We start from the raw sequence: 17684 nt of genomic DNA, 5'->3' as shown, positions 1-17684 counted from the left end.
ATGTCTGAACAAAAAACAACTTTTGCTGATCAAAAACGTAAAACAGTGGAAATTGCGGAATTTACTGAAGATGGCCGTTATAAGCGCAAAGTGCGTAGTTTTGTGTTACGTACGGGACGTTTAAGTGAATTTCAACGTAATGCAATGAATGATCATTGGGCTGATTATGGCTTAGAGCATCAAAATCAGCCGTTTAATTTTGTTGAAATTTTCGGTAATGATAATCCTGTAATCTTAGAAATTGGTTTTGGGATGGGAAAATCTTTGGTAGAAATGGCAGAACAACAGCCACAGTATAACTATATTGGCATTGAAGTCCATACACCAGGCGTAGGAGCCTGTATTGCTTACGCTGTTGAGAAAAATATTAAAAATTTACGTGTGATTTGTCATGATGCGACGGAAATTCTGCGTGATTGTATTGCGGATAATAGTTTAGGTGGTTTACAACTCTTTTTCCCTGATCCGTGGCAAAAATCAAAACATCATAAGCGTCGTATTGTACAACCAGAATTTGTACAAGCCGTGATGAAAAAAATGCATCAAGGTGGATTTATTCATATGGCCACTGACTGGGAAAATTATTCAGAATATATGTTAGAAGTATTGAAAAATACACAAGGTTTGCGTAATACTTCAACAACTCAAGATTTTATTCCACGACCAGATTTTCGACCATTAACCAAGTTTGAACAACGAGGGCAACGTTTAGGACATGGTGTGTGGGATTTATATTTTATTAAAGATTAACTAACAACCATAGGAGAAGATAATATGGCTATCAAACGTAATCAAAGACAACGTAAAAAAATGCATCTTGCTGAATTCCAAGAATTAGGTTTCTTAGTAAATTGGCAATTCGCTGACAATACGTCAATCGAAACTGTGGATGAAGTTGTTGATCGTTTCATCAGTGAAGTTATCCAACCAAACGGTTTAGCTTATGAAGGTAGCGGTTATTTACATTGGGAAGGTTTAGTTTGTTTAGAAAAACTTGGCAAATGTGATGAAAACCACCGTCAATTAGTAAAAAATTGGTTAGAAACAAATGGTTTACAACAAATCGAAATCAGTGAATTATTCGATATTTGGTGGGATTACCCTACCAAACAAGCATAATTGATTGCTAACTCATAAAGCCTTCTTAGTTTACGAAGGCTTTATTTTTGTAGTAAAAATAAATATTCAAAATTCTAGCAAAAAAATCTACCTTAACCTTGACGAATAGTTTGTTCAGGGGTAATATTCGCGACGATTTAGTAACAAGAGGACACACACTTTGGACAGTCACAGTCGATACCGATTGAATTCTTTACTCTAAATCTCGCCCAATTCACTTATCGGCGAGGTTTTCGCGGATAAGTATCTTATATACCCGCTTTTATTAGGTATCTTTTTTTACCAAAACATCAAAAAATTTTTATTTTTATGACCGCACTTTGCGGTGATGTCGATTGGTTTTTATTTGTTCATTGCGTTGTTCATAACCATAGGCACAACCTAGGGAGTATGACAAAAAATGATTAATGCTTTTGCACTTGAAAATTCACGTTTAAGCCGTCTTGATGAGGAAGATATTGCTTCATTAAATACGGCAATTTGGATTGATTTGGTTGAACCAACCCTTGAAGAACGTGAAATTTTACAAGATGGGCTGGAACAAAGCCTGGCTTCTTTCTTGGAATTAGAAGATATTGAGGCATCAGCTCGTTTTTTCGAAGATGAAGACGGTTTACATTTGCACTCATTCTTTTATTGTGAAGATGAAGATGATTATGCAGATTTAGCGAGTGTTGCATTTACTTTACGTGATGGGCGTTTATTTACCTTACGTGATCGTGATTTGCCAGCGTTTCGTTTGTATCGTATGCGTTCTCGTTATCAACGTTTAGAAGAATGTAATGCTTATGAGGTATTACTAGATTTATTTGAAACTAAGATCGAACAGTTAGCCGATGTTATTGAGAATGTTTATTCTGATTTAGAAAAATTGAGCCATGTTATCTTAGATGGCAAGCAAGGTGAGGCGTTTGATGATGCTTTAGCAACCTTAACCGAACAAGAAGATATGAGCTCAAAAGTGCGTTTATGTTTGATGGATACACAACGAGCCTTAAGCTTTTTAGTTCGTAAAACGAGATTACCGGCAAATCAATTAGAGCAAGCTCGTGAAATTTTGCGAGATATTGAATCTTTACAACCGCATAACGAATCCTTGTTCCAAAAAGTAAATTTCTTAATGCAGGCGGCAATGGGTTATATCAATATTGAACAGAATAAGATTATGAAATTTTTCTCAGTGGTATCGGTTATGTTTTTACCTGCAACCTTAGTGGCATCCACTTATGGTATGAACTTTGACTTTATGCCAGAGTTGCATTTTAAATATGGTTACCCAATGGCCATCGGTTTAATGATTATGGCAGGATTAACGCCGTATATTTACTTTAAACGTAAAGGTTGGCTATAATCTTTATTATTTCACAATAAAAGTGCGGTAAATTTGCCGCATTTTTTTATTTTTATTGAATTATCAGGAAGTTGACCCCATTTTATTAACTCAACTTCGGATAAAGGAAAAATTATGAGTTCAATTTCATTTTTAGTGAATACTGTGATTAGTCTTTATATGCTGATTTTGATGCTGCGTATGTGGTTTCAATATTGCAAAGTAGATTTTTATAATCCACTGTCGCAAACCATTGTGAAAATTACTAATCCTGTGTTAAATCCATTAAGAAAACTTCTTCCTTCAGTGAAGAATATTGATTTAGCAGCGATCTTTTTTGTGTTTATTTTAGGTTTTATTAAGGTGCCATTACTTTATTTAGCTAATGGGCAATGGGCAATAGAGATTCTGCAACAAGAGTTTCTTCAATATTTATTGATCGGTATACTCTCTGTGTTTAGTAGCTTTGGCAAAATGATTTTTTATGTCATCTTTTTGGGGGCTATCTTAAGTTGGTTTAATCGAGGTAATAATCAATTAAATTACTTACTTTACCAATTAGGCGAGCCTGTATTGAGCCCAATTCGCAAAGTATTACCTCGCACTGGAATGATTGATTTCTCAGCGATGATTTTAGCTTTTGGTTTATTCTTTGTAGATAAATTTTTATACGATATTTTTGGCATAATATGGCAATTAGCTAGCTAAAAGTGCGGCATATTTTTTTAGAATTTTAAGATATGGCTGCACTGCAAAAAACCGAACAAGGTTTACGCTTAAAGATCTTTTTACAGCCGAAAGCGAGTAAAGATCAAATTATTGGTATACATGACGAAGAGCTTAAAGTCAGTATTACGGCTCCACCTGTAGACGGTGCAGCAAATGCACATTTATTAAAGTATTTAAGTAAATTGTTTAAAGTGCCGAAAAGCAGTATTGTATTGGAAAAAGGTGAATTAAATCGACATAAACAAGTTTTTATTCCAGAACCTAAATTAATTCCCTTAGAAATTCAAAAATTATTATAAAAAGAAAGTCCTGAGAATGATCTCAGGACTTTTTTATAAATTCAGTTCAAATATGGATTTTTTTGTATTGAGTTTAAAACCTTCACTTTCCCAAAGCTCATGGTATTGATGATCTTGCTCAACCACTAATCTATTAGATTGAGTAAAGCATACAAATTCTTTCGCTTTCTCAATTAATTTTGCATAAACTTCTTTTTTATTACTGCTATCTTTTACAAAAATATCAGTCAGTTGCCAATAGCGTTGTAATTGTAAAGAGGAGAGACGAGGATAAAGTTGGATAAAACCAATTGCCTCTTGTTGGATATCGGTAGCAATGAAAATCATACTTTCACTAAAACGAATTCGATTGTTGAGAAAAGTTAAAGTACGCTCTGGGTTTTCTTGCATGCCATAAGATAAACGATATTCCTCAAATAATGGAAGCAACATTTCGAGGTTCCATTGTTCAGCTTTAAATATTTTAATCATATTGTTGGCTCTTAGAAAAATAAACTGATACTTATAACTTATATACAGTAGATTGTAGCTTTTTAAATCGAAATAATCATCTATTAGATCAAGTTTTTGCAAAAAAAAGCAAAAATACTAATTAAAATTTGGTATAGTAACTAACAGTTTTATTAATTACTTAAATGGAGAAAATACTATGGCTCGTCGTCCTTTAGTTATGGGTAACTGGAAGTTAAATGGTAGCAAAGCGTTCACTAAAGAATTAATCGAAGGTTTAAAAGCTGAATTATCTACTGTTGAAGGTTGTGATGTTGCAATTGCTCCTCCTGTAATGTATTTAGCAGAAGCTGAAGCCGCATTAGCAGGTAGCAAAATTGTATTAGGTTCACAAAATGTGGACGTCAATGTAAAAGGTGCATTTACTGGCGATATTTCAACAGAAATGTTAAAAGATTTTGGTGCTAAATATATCATCATTGGTCACTCTGAACGTCGTACATACCACAAAGAAAGTGATGAATTTGTAGCTAAAAAATTTGCAGCATTAAAAGAGGCAGGTTTGACACCAGTATTATGTATCGGTGAATCAGAAGCTGAAAACGAAGCTGGTAAAACAGAAGAAGTTTGTGCACGCCAAATTGATGCAGTAATTAATGCATTAGGTGTTGAAGCATTCAATAATGCGATCATTGCTTATGAACCAATTTGGGCAATCGGTACGGGTAAATCTGCAACTCCAGCACAAGCTCAGGCAGTTCATGCATTTATCCGTGGACATATTGCGGCTAAATCTCAAGCAGTGGCTGAACAAGTTATTATTCAATATGGTGGTTCAGTGAATGATGCTAATGCAGCAGAATTATTTACACAACCAGATATTGATGGTGCATTAGTTGGTGGCGCTTCATTAAAAGCCCCAGCATTTGCTGTGATTGTGAAAGCGGCTGCTAAAGCAAAAGCATAGTATTGTTAGTGGCTTAGAAATTTTATAATTTAGTATAAATACCTGTAGATGTTCATCAGATACAGGTATTTTTTATTATATTAGATAATTCCTTTACTCTTATCTCTTTTCACTTGGCTCGGTATTATGCCGAAATTTCTCTTAAAAGCAGTTGAGAAATTTTCTGCATTTGAGTAACCTGCACATTCAGCAGCTTTTGTTACACTCGCTCCTTGTAATAATATTTTATAAGATTGTTCTAGTTTGGATCGTCTAAAATAAGCAAAAATAGAAGTTCTGTGATACTGCTGAAATTCATTTTGTAATGTGGTTACGTTGGTATGGAAAAATTTTGCCATCTGCTTTAAGTTCCAACCGTCAAATTTACCGCTATCAAGCATTTCTGTAAGTTGATGCACACGATCCTTTTTTTGCTGAGGAGTTTGTGTCAATTGTGAAAATGCCTCGGTCAATAATGCCAGTAATTTACTTTCTTTCTCTAGCATTGCAAATTGTGTAGATTGGTTGTCAGCTATAATATCATTAATCAAGTTGAGCATGCTTTGGGTTAATACAATATGATAAGGTTTTAAATGTTGTTTAAATTGATGATAGCTGGATAAATTTAGTTGACTTTCCATTATCCATTTAGAATAAAGAAATATCACAAGTTCTTTTTGTAGCTGTCCTTTTCTAAAAATCTTCTTTCCTAGCTCAGCTTTATTTAGTGGCCAAAATGCAGCTTGTGGTTTTAATGCTGCATCTAATTCAAATACTTCTGAATCAAACTGAATTTCTGAATGTCCATTCAATAGAATGACTAAACGCAGTCCTAATTCAAATTCCGCTTTTTCTTGCTCAACGGTTTCATTGATTAAAACTTCTGTATATTTCATCATCAAATCGGAGCGTAATCGGTATAGATGAGCAAAACCATTCATTTTATTTGGTTCATTAATCAACATTATTTTTTTCATATTAAAAACTTTTTTTCACACAGTAAAAATTTTATTTTACAAAGGTTTTTTGTGTAAAAACAAGTTATCATTATTAATAATCATTATTATTTTAAAGGAAGGTTATGAAAATCATGCGATATTCGCTCTCTTTAATTACTTTAGCTATGGTAGTAACTTATGTTTCTGCTAAATATAGTTCTCAGACAACACTTGATACGATTGATGTAAAAACAAAATTAGCAGCAACTACAGGTTATATCCCCGTTTATACTACAGTTGGTACTAAAACTGTTACGTCATTGGCTCGTACGCCATTTAGTGTAAATGTAATTTCTGCTGATTTAATGAAAGATCAAGCTGTTCGTTCAGTTACCGATGCGGTAGCTTATACTTCAGGTATGGTAGGCGGTTATCGTGGCAATAACTCATTAATTGAAATTTCTATTCGTGGTATAGGGAATAAGAGTGATGGTGGTACTGTTCCAACCTATTTAAATGGTTCTCGCTACCAAACAGCATTTGAAATTGATCCCTTCTTTTTAGAAAGCATTAATGTCATTAAAGGACCAAATTCTATTTTATATGGGCAGGTCAATCCTGGTGGTGTCATGGATATTATTACCAAAAAAGCCAGTGGAGATCCTCATCACCACTTGCAATTTATTGTGGGTAATCATCATCGTTATCAAGTTGGACTTGATGTAGAAGAAAATCTTTCTGATACTTTGTCTGCTCGATTAATTGGAGAGTTAGAGCATGCCGATTGGAATACTCAATTTGTGAAAGAAAAAGGTGGTGCTTTGGCTCCAAGTATTTTATGGAAGCCAACAGAAAATACTGAACTTAATCTTTACGCTTACTATGCGAAAAAACCAAAAGCAGGCGATCGTAACTTCTTACCGAAAGAAGGCACTATCAATGCAGTAAATGGTCAAAAGTTGCCTTACGATATTTTTTTAAGCGACCCTAATTATCATCAGCTCAAGTCGGAACAAATGCAGATTGGTTATAATTTTTCCCATACATTTAATCCAACTCTAATATTCCGACAAAATACAAGCTACCATAATGGAGAAGAAAACTTTAAAAATTTAGTTTATTGGGCTGATATTGGCTCAGATTTAGTTCGCAAGGCTCGTCGTTGGGATATCAAAACCCAAGAAATTAGTTTAGATAATCAGCTGGAATGGAAATTCAATACTGCCAATATTGCTCACACTTTACTCTCAGGGATTGATTATAAACGTGTGCGTGAAGATGCAGAAATCTATTTAGGCGTAGCCCCAAATCTTGATTGGCAAAATTCTATTTATGGTGTGAGTGTGACTGAACCAGCCTTGCAATCCACCGATCTCAAACATTTAAAACAGTTTGGTATTTATTTACAAGATCAAATGGAAATTAGCAATTTTGATCTGATGTTGAGTGGTCGATATGACCAAGCAAAAAATAGTACAACTGATCGTTTAACTTATAAAACCGAAAGTAATAAAGAAGACAAATTTACTTGGCGTACTGGGGTGATTTATAACTTTAATAATGGTGTTGCTCCTTATATCAGCTATAGCACCTCTTTTGTACCTTCATTGGAAAAAGATGCACAAGGAAAATTCTTAAAACCTACTACAGCTACACAATGGGAAATGGGTGTGAAATATCAACCAACTCAAGAAACACTTTTAACGTTGGCAGGTTTTAAAATCAAGCAAAAAGGTTTAGCCAATTATCAATGGCAAACTCATTCTTACGAGCAAATCGGTAAAGTGGAAACCAAGGGAATTGAAGTTAGCTTAAACCAACAGCTTTCTGATAAATTCTCAGTCACCGCCTCTTATGCCTATCTGAAAAAAGAAATTACTGCGGACACAGATGGTAGTACGATTGGTAAAACTCAATGGGGAGTGCCTCGTCACCAAGCTTCAATTTGGGCGAAATATAAATTATTTAATAAGCTAACGATCGGTGCTGGTGTGCGTTATATGGGAACGACATTTGGTGATAATACCAATAGCTTTACAGTACCAGCCTACACACTTTACGATATGCTAGTAGGCTATGATTTTATGCCTAATTTGAATTTACAATTAAACGTACAAAATCTCACTAATAAAAAATATATCGCTAGCTGTGTCAATAATTACTCTTGTTTTTATGGTACAGAACGTAATTTAAGTGCAACCTTAAATTATTATTTTTAAACGTAAGTAGCCCTCAAATAAGGGCTTTAACTTTTACATAAACACTTGTTTGAACATAGCATTACTGATGTTATGAGTGTGCTTGGCGAGTAATAATATGAATAAAATAATTGCATGTATTTTGACCTTTTTTGCTTCTTCGATGCTCTATGCTAATAATCTTACTATTGAACTGAAACAAAATGATTTTGTGCAAGGAAAATTGACTCAACTTGCTGAGCAACCACTTTCATTGTTTATTATCTTTCCCGATCAAAGTACCCGATTATTGGCGCAAAATGTATTTGGCGAGCAGGATTTTATGTTTAAGTCGGAACAAAGCGGTACGGCTACTTTTTCAGTATTAAGCAATGAACAGAACGTTGCCGACCAGGATTTTAAATTAGTCATTGAAAAGCATATCCCTGTTTCCCAACAAATCGCTAAACCCAAAACTATCGAAAATGCACTGCTTTCAGAGCTAAGCCAACAAATAGCAAAAATTCCTGAAAAACAGACCGCACTTTTGGAAGATTTTTGGCAAAAGGTGAAACAAATTGGCACACCCCTGATTGAGCCATTGAATGAACAGCAAAGTCGTGTAACATTTTTATGGCGTGGTGCTAAGCAAAATGTTCGCATTTGGGGAGGGGTAAGTACAGAACACGATTTTATGGAGCATTTAGGTAACACAGATCTATGGTATAAAAGTTATATTGTGCCAAATGATACGCTGGTGGAATACCGCTTTGCCCCAGATGTTCCTACTTTACCTGTTGATGAATATACTCAACGCCGAGCCTTACTTTCAACAGCTCAGGCTGATCCATTGAATAAAACGCCCTATTTTGAGAAAATTGAGCAAAATATCCATAACACTGATCAATTTAATTACTATTCCATCCTTAAATTGCCGAATGCTCCAACACAATATTATTTGATAGAAGAACAGCATAGCGCAAAGGGAACAATGCAAGAATGGGTTTTCAACAGTTCAAAACTTGGCAATAAACGTCGATTATTTGTTTATTTGCCTCAAAATTTTAAAGTAGAAAATCACTATCCCATTCTCTATTTTTTTGACGGTGTGGAATATACAGCGCGTGTACCAACAAAGACAATTCTAGATAATATGATTGCTCAAGGCATAATTCCTCCCACTATAGCTGTTTTTATTGAAAATCCATCTAATGAATCAAGACAAATTGAGCTATCAGCGAATCCAACATTTACCGAAGTATTAGCGGAAGAACTGGTACCTTTTGTCGAAAAAACAATTAGGGTAAAAGCCAAAGAACGTATTGTTGGTGGCTCAAGCTACGGTGGATTAGCCGCCGCTTATACGGTATTAAATTATTCTAATGTGTTTAACAAAGCCTTAATTTTATCAGGATCATTTTGGTGGCATCCCAAAGGCACACCAAGCGCACAAAGTCATTACATTGCCCACGAATTTGTAACAAAAGAAAAATTGCCTCTTTGCTTTTTTATCAGTGCAGGCTTTTATGAAAGCGGAAAATCTACTATTTTGGAGACTTCTCGCCATTTAAAGGATGTATTGCTGGCAAAAGGTTATCCAGTGACTTATCTGGAACAATCCACAGCACATGGCTATTTGGCGTGGCAAGGATCAATTAGTGAAGGACTGAAAGCATTATTAGGACAAGATGCTTGCCATTAGACAGTAACATTTATGGGAGATAATTTGCGGAAAGATTATTTTAGACTGAATGTATCTAAATTATTTCATCGCTTTTGCTTTATGTATTGATGGCTTACCTTTATACTACATAAAATTTTTTATTTTGATATGATGATTTTATGTTACGTTTTATTTATTCTTTGGTAATGTATTTATTACAACCTTTTGTCTGGTTGTTTATTGTAATACGTAGTTTAAAAGCGCCTAATTATCGTAAACGTATTAATGAACGTTATGGTTTTTATCCTTCCCAGAGTGCACCCAAAGCCAAAGGCATTATTATTCATGCGGCTTCAGTCGGCGAGGTGATTGCAGCCACTCCATTAGTCCGTCGCATTCAGCAACAATATCCAGAACTAGCTATTACCATGACGACAGTTACGCCAACAGGTTCAGATCGTGTAAAATCTGCTTTTGGTGATTCAGTAACACATGTCTATTTGCCTTATGATTTACCAGATGCATTAAATCGTTTTATTAATTTTATCCAGCCTAAAGCTTGTATTGTAATTGAAACAGAAATTTGGCCAAATCTGATTCGCCAATTACATAAGCGTAATATTCCTTTCATTATTGCTAATGCACGTTTATCAGCACGTTCGGCAAAACGTTATGGTTGGGTGAAGAATCTTTTACATCGTATGTTTAATGAAATTAGTCTCATTGCTGCACAAGATGATATTAGTGGAAAACGTTATTTAAATTTAGGTTACCAAGGCGATTTGCAATTAACAGGTAATATTAAATATGATTTGGTAATTACTGACGAACTTTCACAAAAAATTGTAGAATTGAATAAAAATTGGATTAATGGACGCCCTGTTTGGATTGCTGCTAGCACGCATGAAGGTGAGGAAGAAATTATTTTGCAAGCACATCATAGCTTATTAGCAAAATTCCCAAATTTATTATTAATTCTTGTGCCTCGTCATCCTGAACGTTTTAAACCAGTAGAAGATTTAATTATAAAGGGTGGTTTTCGTTATTGTCTTCGCAGTGAAAATTTCAAGCTCCAAGAGGATACTCAAGTATTACTTGGAGATACTATGGGTGAGCTGATGTTACTTTATGGTGTTTCAGATATTGCTTTTGTGGGGGGGAGTTTGGTTAAACATGGTGGACATAATCCATTAGAACCATTAGCCTTTAAATTGCCAGTTATTAGTGGTCGTTATACCTTTAATTTCCCTGAAGTGTTTGCAAAATTACGTGAGGTGTGTGGCGTGCTAGAAATTAATGAAAATCCAACCGCACTTTATTCCGCAGTAGAGAAATTTTTGCTTTCTGAAGAGGCAAGACAGCGTTATGGCAATGCAGGCCATGAAGTGTTGATTGAAAACCGAGGGGCATTACAACGTTTATTAAACTTATTAAAACCTTATTTGGAAAAATAGTGATGACGAAAACCGTAATTTATCCAGGCACATTTGACCCAATTACTAATGGGCATTTAGATATTATTGAACGTAGTGCTGTGCTATTTCCTAAAGTGATCGTAGCCGTGGCAGAAAGTCCAACCAAAAAGCCTTTATTTAATTTACAAGAACGTGTACGTTTAGTTGAAGAGTCGGTGTCACATTTAGCGAATGTAGAAGTTATTGGCTTTAGTGATTTATTGGCAAATGTGGTTAAGCAACATCATATCACCGCAATTATTCGTGGTATGCGAACGACTATGGATTTTGAATATGAGTTACAGCTTGCACACTTGAATCGAGCTTTAACAGATGGAGTAGAAAGTTTATTCTTGCCTTCTACTGAGAAATGGTCTTATGTCTCTTCAACTATTGTGAGAGAAATTTATTTACATAAAGGCGACGTTAGCCAATTTGTACCAACCCCTGTACTAAAAGCCTTATCAGACAAGGCATAATAAAAGTGCGGTAGTATTTTGACAAATTTTAAAGGAACATTCGTTGTTCCTTTTTATTGATGGTAGCCAGTTAATAAATCTTGCCAATTTTGTTCAGTGAATTGAATTTGCATGCGTTTGACTTCTTTGCAGAAGGAACGATGCAAGCGTTGTAAGTTTTCTTGTTTCCAAAAATTTCCTGATTTTTCACCGCACTTATCAAAGTCAATTAACCAAAATTTGAAATGCTGTTGGTTAGTTTGTAATAAAATATTATGTGCATTTAAGTCTGTATGGCAGATTTGTAAATTATGTAATTGACGAATTAATTGCCCAATTTGTTGCCAATGTTCTGTGCTGATGGTTTTTGTTTGTAAAACTGCGGTTAAGTCTTTGGCATTTTCGATTCGTTCACTAAGTAAGTCTGCACGATATTGATTAAAATTAAGCTTTTCCACTTTAGCAGCGACAGGCTGAGGAACAGGTAGCCCGGACTGGTGAAGTTGATGGAGTAGCTTAAATTCAGCAAAACTACGAGTTTGTTCTAGTGAACTAAAAGCGTAGCGATCTTTGTTTATTTTTCCCAAAAGCCCGCCACGAAAATAATGACGTAATGCGGTATTGATACCAAAGATATCTTCAGAATGAATAAACCACGTAGTACCTCGTCCTTTTGCAGATCCAATAATACGATTTTCATTCTGCCAAAATTGTATATCAAGAAATTTCTCTTGATGTACTTTAGGTTGATCAAAATTAAATAAATAAAAATGATTTTGTTGTTGAATTTCAAGCATATTATTTTATGGATTGGTGGCGAATAAAGTTATTCTACTTTAAAATAATCCCAATGCCAAAGTACAAATAGCGATGAGAATACTTTATGCCTCTTTTTAATCAAGCTCCTCAATCCTTATGTGTGTTACGCCTATCGGCTATTGGTGATGTATGTCATGCTTTAGCTGCGGTACAACAAATCCAACAATATTGGTCTGAAACGCAAATTACTTGGATTGTAGGCAAAACTGAAGCGCAATTATTAGCGGGAATCAATAATGTTGAATTAGTTGTTTATGATAAGAAATCGGGCTGGAAAGGTGTTTTTGCGTTATGGAAACAACTAAAAGGGCGTAAGTTTGATGCTTTACTAAATATGCAAACGGCTTTTAGAGCTTCTATGCTTTCCTTAGGTATCAACGCAAAATATAAAATAGGTTTTGGTCGCCAACGGGCTAGAGAAGGTCAATGGTTATTTACCAATCGTAAAATTCAAGATCCCAAAAATCCTCATGTACTTGATGGTTTTATGGCATTTGTAGAATATATAGGCGTTCCTATTGGTAAGCCACATTGGCAACTGGCTATTTCTCAGCAAGATATTGAAGCGGTGAGTGTTTATATTGATTCATTAAGAAAAAATCTAATCATTTCCCCTTGTTCTAGCAAAGTTGAGAAAGATTGGACGGTAGAAGGATATGCTACCGTAGCAAATATCGCTAATCAACATAATATTCATGTGATTTTTTGTGGTTCAGCCGCAAAACGTGAAGTTGAAATGATTAATCAAATTATTAAGCAATGTGATTTTAAACCGACTAATTTATCGGGCAAAACAAGCCTTAAGCAATTAACGGCATTAATTGGCTTAGCTGACTTAGTTATTTCGCCTGATTCAGGCCCTGCACATATGGCGACTACACAGAACACACCAGTAATAGGGCTTTACGCTTACCACAATCCATTACGTACAGGTCCCTATAATAATTTAGAAAATGTGGTTTCGGTATATGAGCAGAATGTACAAAAAGAATTTGGAAAACCTTCATCTGAATTACCTTGGGCAACTAAGTTAAAAGGCAGAAATCTGATGGCAGAAATTCGAGTGGAAGATGTGTTAACTCAAATAAAAAAATTAGGTCTTTTGTAAGAAAATCAAAGGATTAAAGGTAGGGTTGGCTTGCTACCTTTAATAAATAAAAGTGCGGTCATTTTTCAAGATTTTTTCTGACATTTGGGACAAAAATAGCTATTACGTTGTGCAATGATTAAAGTTTGAATTTTTGTACCACACTTTGGACAGGGCTGATTTTTATGACCATATACCAATAATTCTTGAGCAAAATAGCCAGGGCGACCATCGGGCTGTAAGAAGTCTTTTAAGGTTGTTCCACCTCGTTTAATCGATTGTTCTAAAACTTCTTTGACAGTTTTCGCAATTAATTCACATTGTGCTTTAGTCAGCTTACCAGCTATTTTTTCCGGGTGAATGCCACAGAGAAATAAAGTTTCATTAGCATAAATATTGCCAACTCCCACCACAACAGCATTATCCATTAAAAAACTTTTTACAGTGATATTGCGTTGACGAGATTTTCTAAAGAGATATAAGCCATTAAAGTCTTTCGATAAAGGCTCTGGTCCTAGTTTCAAGAATAAATGAAATTCTTCTAAGTTAGTTGTCCATAGCCAAGCACCAAAGCGTCTAGGATCGTTATAACGTAGTAATTTGCCATTATCCATAACAATATCAAAATGATCATGTTTATCAATAGGGCTATCATGAGGAACAATTCGTACTGAACCAGACATACCTAAATGACCAATAATATAGCCTTGCTCAGTATGAATAATCAGATATTTAGAACGACGGCTTAAATCTAGCACTTTTACATTTTTTAGTTGATAAAGTTCAGAACTGACTATCCAGCGTAATTTAGGCTGACGAACTATAATTTTTTCAATAGTATAGCCTTTTAAGTAAGGGCTAACCCCTTTCAGTGCTGTTTCAACTTCAGGTAATTCAGGCATAGTTAAATCTCAATCAGTAATAAATGCCAAGAAGATAGGACATTTAGTTATTTTTTGCAATAAAAAACCCGAATCAACATTCGGGTTTAGATTAGTTAAGAAAATAAAATTATTTAATTTTAGCTTCTTTATAAATAACGTGTTTACGCACAACTGGATCGAATTTTTTAATTTCCATTTTTTCTGGCATATTACGTTTATTTTTATCAGTTGTGTAGAAGTGACCTGTTTCTGCTGAAGAAACTAAACGGATTTTCTCACGAGCGCCTTTAGCTGCCATTTTTTAGCTCCTTAGATTTTTTCGCCACTAGCACGGATATCAGCTAATACTGCATCAATGCCTTTTTTATCAATAATACGCATACCTTTCGCTGTTAAGCGTAAAGTTACGAAACGGTTTTCACTCTCAACCCAGAAACGGTGAGTGTGTAAGTTAGGAAGAAAACGACGACGAGTCGCGTTTAATGCGTGTGAACGGTTGTTACCAACTGCTGGACGCTTGCCTGTTACTTGACAGACTCTAGACATAATAATCTCCAATAATTAAATTTAAGCTCGAGCTTACGGTTCGGACTACTTCAAAATTTAGTTAAGATAACTAATTTTGTAAGCTACCTCGTCAGGTCGCAATAAACCGACCCGCTAACTATATCAAAGGTTGCTGATTATACTCATTTTATCTTTCATTCTCAAGTCTAAAGCATCGTAAAATTTATATTTCCTTTAAATTTTACCAAAATTTTACTCTAAAAAGCGAATCAACAATCAATAATCTTATATCCATCCCTGTTCAGCAAAGGAAAAATAGTTGCCTTTGCCAATAACAAAGTGATCTAATAGACGAATATCTACTAAATTTGCAGCTTGTTGAATCTTTTCTGTAATATTTTTATCTGATTGACTAGGCTCGGATCTTCCTGATGGGTGATTGTGTGCTAAAATAAGTGCGGCTGCATTGCAATATAATGCAGATTTGATAATCTCTCTAGGATGTATTGTTGCACTATTAATTGATCCTAAGAACATTTCTTCCTGTTTAATTAAGCGGTGTTGATTGTCTAAGAATAATACTAGGAATATTTCTCGTTCTTTTGATTCTAAGCTAGATTGAAGATATATACGTACAGTATCTGTTGAAGTAAATTCATGCAGGTATTTGAGTTCTTCTTGGAGGTAACGCTTAGTCATTTCTGTACAAGCTTGTAATTGAATAAATTGAGTAATGCCAATGCCTTTAAAAGCACAGAATTGTTTTTGATTAGCACTAATTAGCCCTCTTAAAGAACCAAAATGTTGTAAAACATTGTGGGATAATTGCATTACAGGACAATTTTTAATACCTGTTCTAAGGAAAATGGCAAGAAGCTCTTTATCATCTAACGAGCTTGCTCCATAGGTAAGGAGTTTTTCTCTTGGCATTAAATTGCAAGTGGATTGTAATGTCATAAAAAATGCTCTTTTGGTTGTACTTTTAGATTGTGAACAATAACTTTGCTTATGCTTTTAATTAAAAGCTAGCGTAATAACATAAATTTTTGAAATAGATCGTAAAAATAAAATTTTTTCTTAAGGAAATTTGAAGTAGAATGTATGAATTCATGTTCATGTAATTTTACCTCTTGAAAATAAGAGGCGAGATCTTGGGGGAATAATGCAAAATTTGAAAGGTAAACGAATTGTAGTGGGTATTACAGGCGGCATCGCTGCTTATAAAACCATTGAATTTATTCGTTTATTACGTAAAAGTGAGGCAGATGTACGGGTTGTTTTAACCGCAGCAGCTGCTGAATTTGTGACTGCATTAACCTTACAAGCTATTTCAGGAAATCCAGTTTCACAGTCCTTACTTGATCCTCAAGCAGAACTTGCTATGGGGCATATAGAATTAGCAAAGTGGGCTGATGCCATTGTAATCGCTCCTGCCAGTGCAGATTTTATTGCTCGTCTTCGTGTAGGTATGGCAAATGATTTGCTTTCAACTATTTGCTTAGCGACAGCTTCTCCTATTTATTTAGCACCAGCCATGAATCAACAAATGTATCGTCAAACTGCTACGCAAGAAAATCTACAAGCATTAGTTAGACGAAGCGTTCATTTAATCGGCCCTAATAGTGGTTTTCAAGCTTGTGGTGACGTTGGGGCAGGCCGTATGTCTGAACCCGCAGAAATTTATGATGCTCTTTGCCAGGATTTATCTGTTCTGCAAGATTTAGCGCATTTAAAAGTAGCCATTACAGCAGGGCCAACAAGAGAAGCCATTGATCCTGTACGTTATATTAGCAATCATAGTTCAGGAAAAATGGGATTTGCAATCGCTGAGGCTTTTGCTATGAGAGGTGCAGAGGTTACACTTATTTCTGGTCCAGTTAATTTAGCAACTCCTAATAACGTCAAACGGATAGATGTGGTTTCAGCTCAAGAAATGTGGCAAGTAACTTTAAAAACTGCGGTACAAAATCACATTTTTATTGGTTGTGCTGCGGTAGCCGATTATCGAGTGGCTGAAATTGCAGATCAGAAAATTAAGAAAGCCAGCGATGAAATGCAAATTAAATTGGTAAAAAATCCTGATATTATTGCCGATGTTGGTCATTTAAGGGAGAATCGTCCATTCACCGTCGGTTTTGCAGCAGAAACTCAAAATGTTGAAGCTTATGCAAAAGATAAGTTAAATCGAAAAAATTTAGATATAATTTGTGCGAATAATGTGGCTGGTGGGCAAGTTTTTGGTGCAGATCAAAATGCATTGCAGTTATTTTGGCAAACGGGTTCAGCCAGTTTACCGCAGAATTCTAAAACTGAATTAGCTAAACAATTAGTCAATAAAATAGTAGAAAAATATAACGAGAAACAATAATGAAAAAAATTGATGTGAAAATTTTAGATCAACGTATCGGAACAGATTTTCCTTTACCTGCTTATGCAACCTATGGTTCAGCTGGTTTAGATTTACGAGCGTTAATTGATGAGAGTTTTGAATTACAACCTGGAGAAACAAAATTAATTCCAACAGGTTTATCTATTTATATTGCTGATCCTAATTTAGCTGCGGTAATTTTGCCTCGTTCAGGTTTAGGTCATAAACATGGTATTGTATTAGGTAATTTAGTGGGTTTAATTGATTCAGATTATCAAGGCCCATTAATGGTATCTATGTGGAATCGTGGTTCAGAACCTTTCAAAATTGAAGTTGGTGATCGTATTGCTCAATTAGTATTTGTGCCTGTAGTACAAGCGGAATTTAATATTGTTTCTGATTTTGTCGAAACAGAACGTGGTGAAGGTGGTTTTGGTCATTCAGGCAAGAAATAAG

At 35.0% G+C, this 17684-nt stretch carries 20 protein-coding genes; 13 read left to right on the top strand and 7 right to left on the bottom strand.

Annotated elements, in window-relative coordinates; genetic code table 11:
• From trmB to yggU, 5 genes are all read left to right on the top strand, one after another.
• Positions 1 to 750, top strand: coding sequence for a tRNA (guanosine(46)-N7)-methyltransferase TrmB (gene trmB, locus HMPREF1052_RS00420; protein WP_005758464.1), 750 nt, complete (start codon positions 1 to 3; stop codon positions 748 to 750).
• Between the two features lie 24 nt (positions 751 to 774).
• Positions 775 to 1119 (top strand): YggL family protein, encoded by a 345-nt coding sequence (locus HMPREF1052_RS00415; RefSeq protein WP_005758457.1) that lies wholly within the window; start codon positions 775 to 777, stop codon positions 1117 to 1119.
• Between the two features lie 400 nt (positions 1120 to 1519).
• Entirely contained in the window at positions 1520 to 2470 is a 951-nt protein-coding gene (gene corA, locus HMPREF1052_RS00410; protein ID WP_005758638.1) for a magnesium/cobalt transporter CorA, read from the top strand.
• Between the two features lie 114 nt (positions 2471 to 2584).
• Positions 2585 to 3157, top strand: coding sequence for a YggT family protein (locus tag HMPREF1052_RS00405; protein ID WP_005758496.1), 573 nt, complete (start codon positions 2585 to 2587; stop codon positions 3155 to 3157).
• Between the two features lie 32 nt (positions 3158 to 3189).
• On the top strand, positions 3190 to 3477 hold the full coding sequence (gene yggU, locus HMPREF1052_RS00400; RefSeq protein ID WP_005758611.1) for a DUF167 family protein YggU: 288 nt from the start codon (positions 3190 to 3192) through the stop codon (positions 3475 to 3477).
• A gap of 33 nt (positions 3478 to 3510) precedes the next feature.
• Here yggU and HMPREF1052_RS00395 read toward each other — a convergent pair whose 3' ends face one another.
• Entirely contained in the window at positions 3511 to 3948 is a 438-nt protein-coding gene (locus HMPREF1052_RS00395; RefSeq protein WP_005758542.1) for a hypothetical protein, read from the bottom strand.
• 178 nt (positions 3949 to 4126) lie between these two features.
• On the opposite strand from HMPREF1052_RS00395, the gene tpiA reads away from it, so the two are divergent.
• Positions 4127 to 4894, top strand: coding sequence for a triose-phosphate isomerase (tpiA, locus tag HMPREF1052_RS00390; protein WP_005758576.1), 768 nt, complete (start codon positions 4127 to 4129; stop codon positions 4892 to 4894).
• A gap of 80 nt (positions 4895 to 4974) precedes the next feature.
• On the opposite strand, the gene HMPREF1052_RS00385 is transcribed toward tpiA, so the two are convergent.
• Positions 4975 to 5850 (bottom strand): helix-turn-helix transcriptional regulator, encoded by an 876-nt coding sequence (locus HMPREF1052_RS00385; RefSeq protein WP_040596120.1) that lies wholly within the window; start codon positions 5848 to 5850, stop codon positions 4975 to 4977.
• 104 nt (positions 5851 to 5954) lie between these two features.
• On the opposite strand from HMPREF1052_RS00385, the gene HMPREF1052_RS00380 reads away from it, so the two are divergent.
• The 4 genes from HMPREF1052_RS00380 to coaD all read left to right on the top strand — a co-directional run bounded on the left by HMPREF1052_RS00380 (position 5955) and on the right by coaD (position 11584).
• A complete protein-coding gene (locus tag HMPREF1052_RS00380; protein WP_005758414.1) occupies positions 5955 to 8030 on the top strand; it encodes a TonB-dependent siderophore receptor in 2076 nt (691 codons plus the stop codon).
• A 97-nt stretch (positions 8031 to 8127) separates the two neighbouring features.
• Entirely contained in the window at positions 8128 to 9690 is a 1563-nt protein-coding gene (locus tag HMPREF1052_RS00375) for an alpha/beta hydrolase-fold protein (RefSeq protein WP_081484373.1), read from the top strand.
• Positions 9691 to 9830: 140 nt separating this feature from the next.
• Positions 9831 to 11105, top strand: coding sequence for a lipid IV(A) 3-deoxy-D-manno-octulosonic acid transferase (waaA, locus tag HMPREF1052_RS00370; RefSeq protein ID WP_005758513.1), 1275 nt, complete (start codon positions 9831 to 9833; stop codon positions 11103 to 11105).
• A gap of 2 nt (positions 11106 to 11107) precedes the next feature.
• A complete protein-coding gene (coaD, locus tag HMPREF1052_RS00365) occupies positions 11108 to 11584 on the top strand; it encodes a pantetheine-phosphate adenylyltransferase (protein ID WP_005758608.1) in 477 nt (158 codons plus the stop codon).
• Positions 11585 to 11637: 53 nt separating this feature from the next.
• On the opposite strand, the gene HMPREF1052_RS00360 is transcribed toward coaD, so the two are convergent.
• Complete coding sequence (locus tag HMPREF1052_RS00360) at positions 11638 to 12360, bottom strand: 3-deoxy-D-manno-octulosonic acid kinase (protein ID WP_005758427.1); 723 nt, start codon at positions 12358 to 12360, stop codon at positions 11638 to 11640.
• Positions 12361 to 12446: 86 nt separating this feature from the next.
• On the opposite strand from HMPREF1052_RS00360, the gene HMPREF1052_RS00355 reads away from it, so the two are divergent.
• The gene (locus HMPREF1052_RS00355) at positions 12447 to 13490 is read left to right on the top strand and encodes a glycosyltransferase family 9 protein (RefSeq protein WP_005758560.1); all 1044 of its coding nucleotides are present in this window, start codon (positions 12447 to 12449) and stop codon (positions 13488 to 13490) included.
• A 65-nt stretch (positions 13491 to 13555) separates the two neighbouring features.
• On the opposite strand, the gene mutM is transcribed toward HMPREF1052_RS00355, so the two are convergent.
• The 4 genes from mutM to radC form a co-directional block, all read right to left on the bottom strand.
• The gene (mutM, locus tag HMPREF1052_RS00350; protein WP_005758355.1) at positions 13556 to 14371 is read right to left on the bottom strand and encodes a bifunctional DNA-formamidopyrimidine glycosylase/DNA-(apurinic or apyrimidinic site) lyase; all 816 of its coding nucleotides are present in this window, start codon (positions 14369 to 14371) and stop codon (positions 13556 to 13558) included.
• Between the two features lie 109 nt (positions 14372 to 14480).
• Positions 14481 to 14651, bottom strand: coding sequence for a 50S ribosomal protein L33 (gene rpmG / locus HMPREF1052_RS00345; protein ID WP_005758425.1), 171 nt, complete (start codon positions 14649 to 14651; stop codon positions 14481 to 14483).
• Between the two features lie 11 nt (positions 14652 to 14662).
• Positions 14663 to 14899, bottom strand: a complete 237-nt coding sequence (rpmB, locus tag HMPREF1052_RS00340; protein WP_005758595.1) for a 50S ribosomal protein L28 — start codon at positions 14897 to 14899, stop codon at positions 14663 to 14665.
• A gap of 246 nt (positions 14900 to 15145) precedes the next feature.
• Positions 15146 to 15817, bottom strand: coding sequence for a RadC family protein (gene radC / locus HMPREF1052_RS00335; RefSeq protein WP_005758376.1), 672 nt, complete (start codon positions 15815 to 15817; stop codon positions 15146 to 15148).
• Positions 15818 to 16022: 205 nt separating this feature from the next.
• On the opposite strand from radC, the gene coaBC reads away from it, so the two are divergent.
• Together coaBC and dut are read left to right on the top strand one after the other, a co-directional pair.
• Positions 16023 to 17228, top strand: a complete 1206-nt coding sequence (coaBC, locus tag HMPREF1052_RS00330; RefSeq protein WP_005758609.1) for a bifunctional phosphopantothenoylcysteine decarboxylase/phosphopantothenate--cysteine ligase CoaBC — start codon at positions 16023 to 16025, stop codon at positions 17226 to 17228.
• Positions 17228 to 17683 (top strand): dUTP diphosphatase, encoded by a 456-nt coding sequence (dut, locus tag HMPREF1052_RS00325; protein ID WP_005758613.1) that lies wholly within the window; start codon positions 17228 to 17230, stop codon positions 17681 to 17683. Before coaBC ends, dut begins: the two co-directional genes overlap by 1 nt.
• Position 17684 lies beyond the last annotated feature (1 nt).

This window comes from Pasteurella bettyae CCUG 2042 (genome assembly GCF_000262245.1).
GTDB lineage: Bacteria > Pseudomonadota > Gammaproteobacteria > Enterobacterales > Pasteurellaceae > Basfia > Basfia bettyae.
This window is presented reverse-complemented; position numbering and strand designations above follow the sequence as displayed.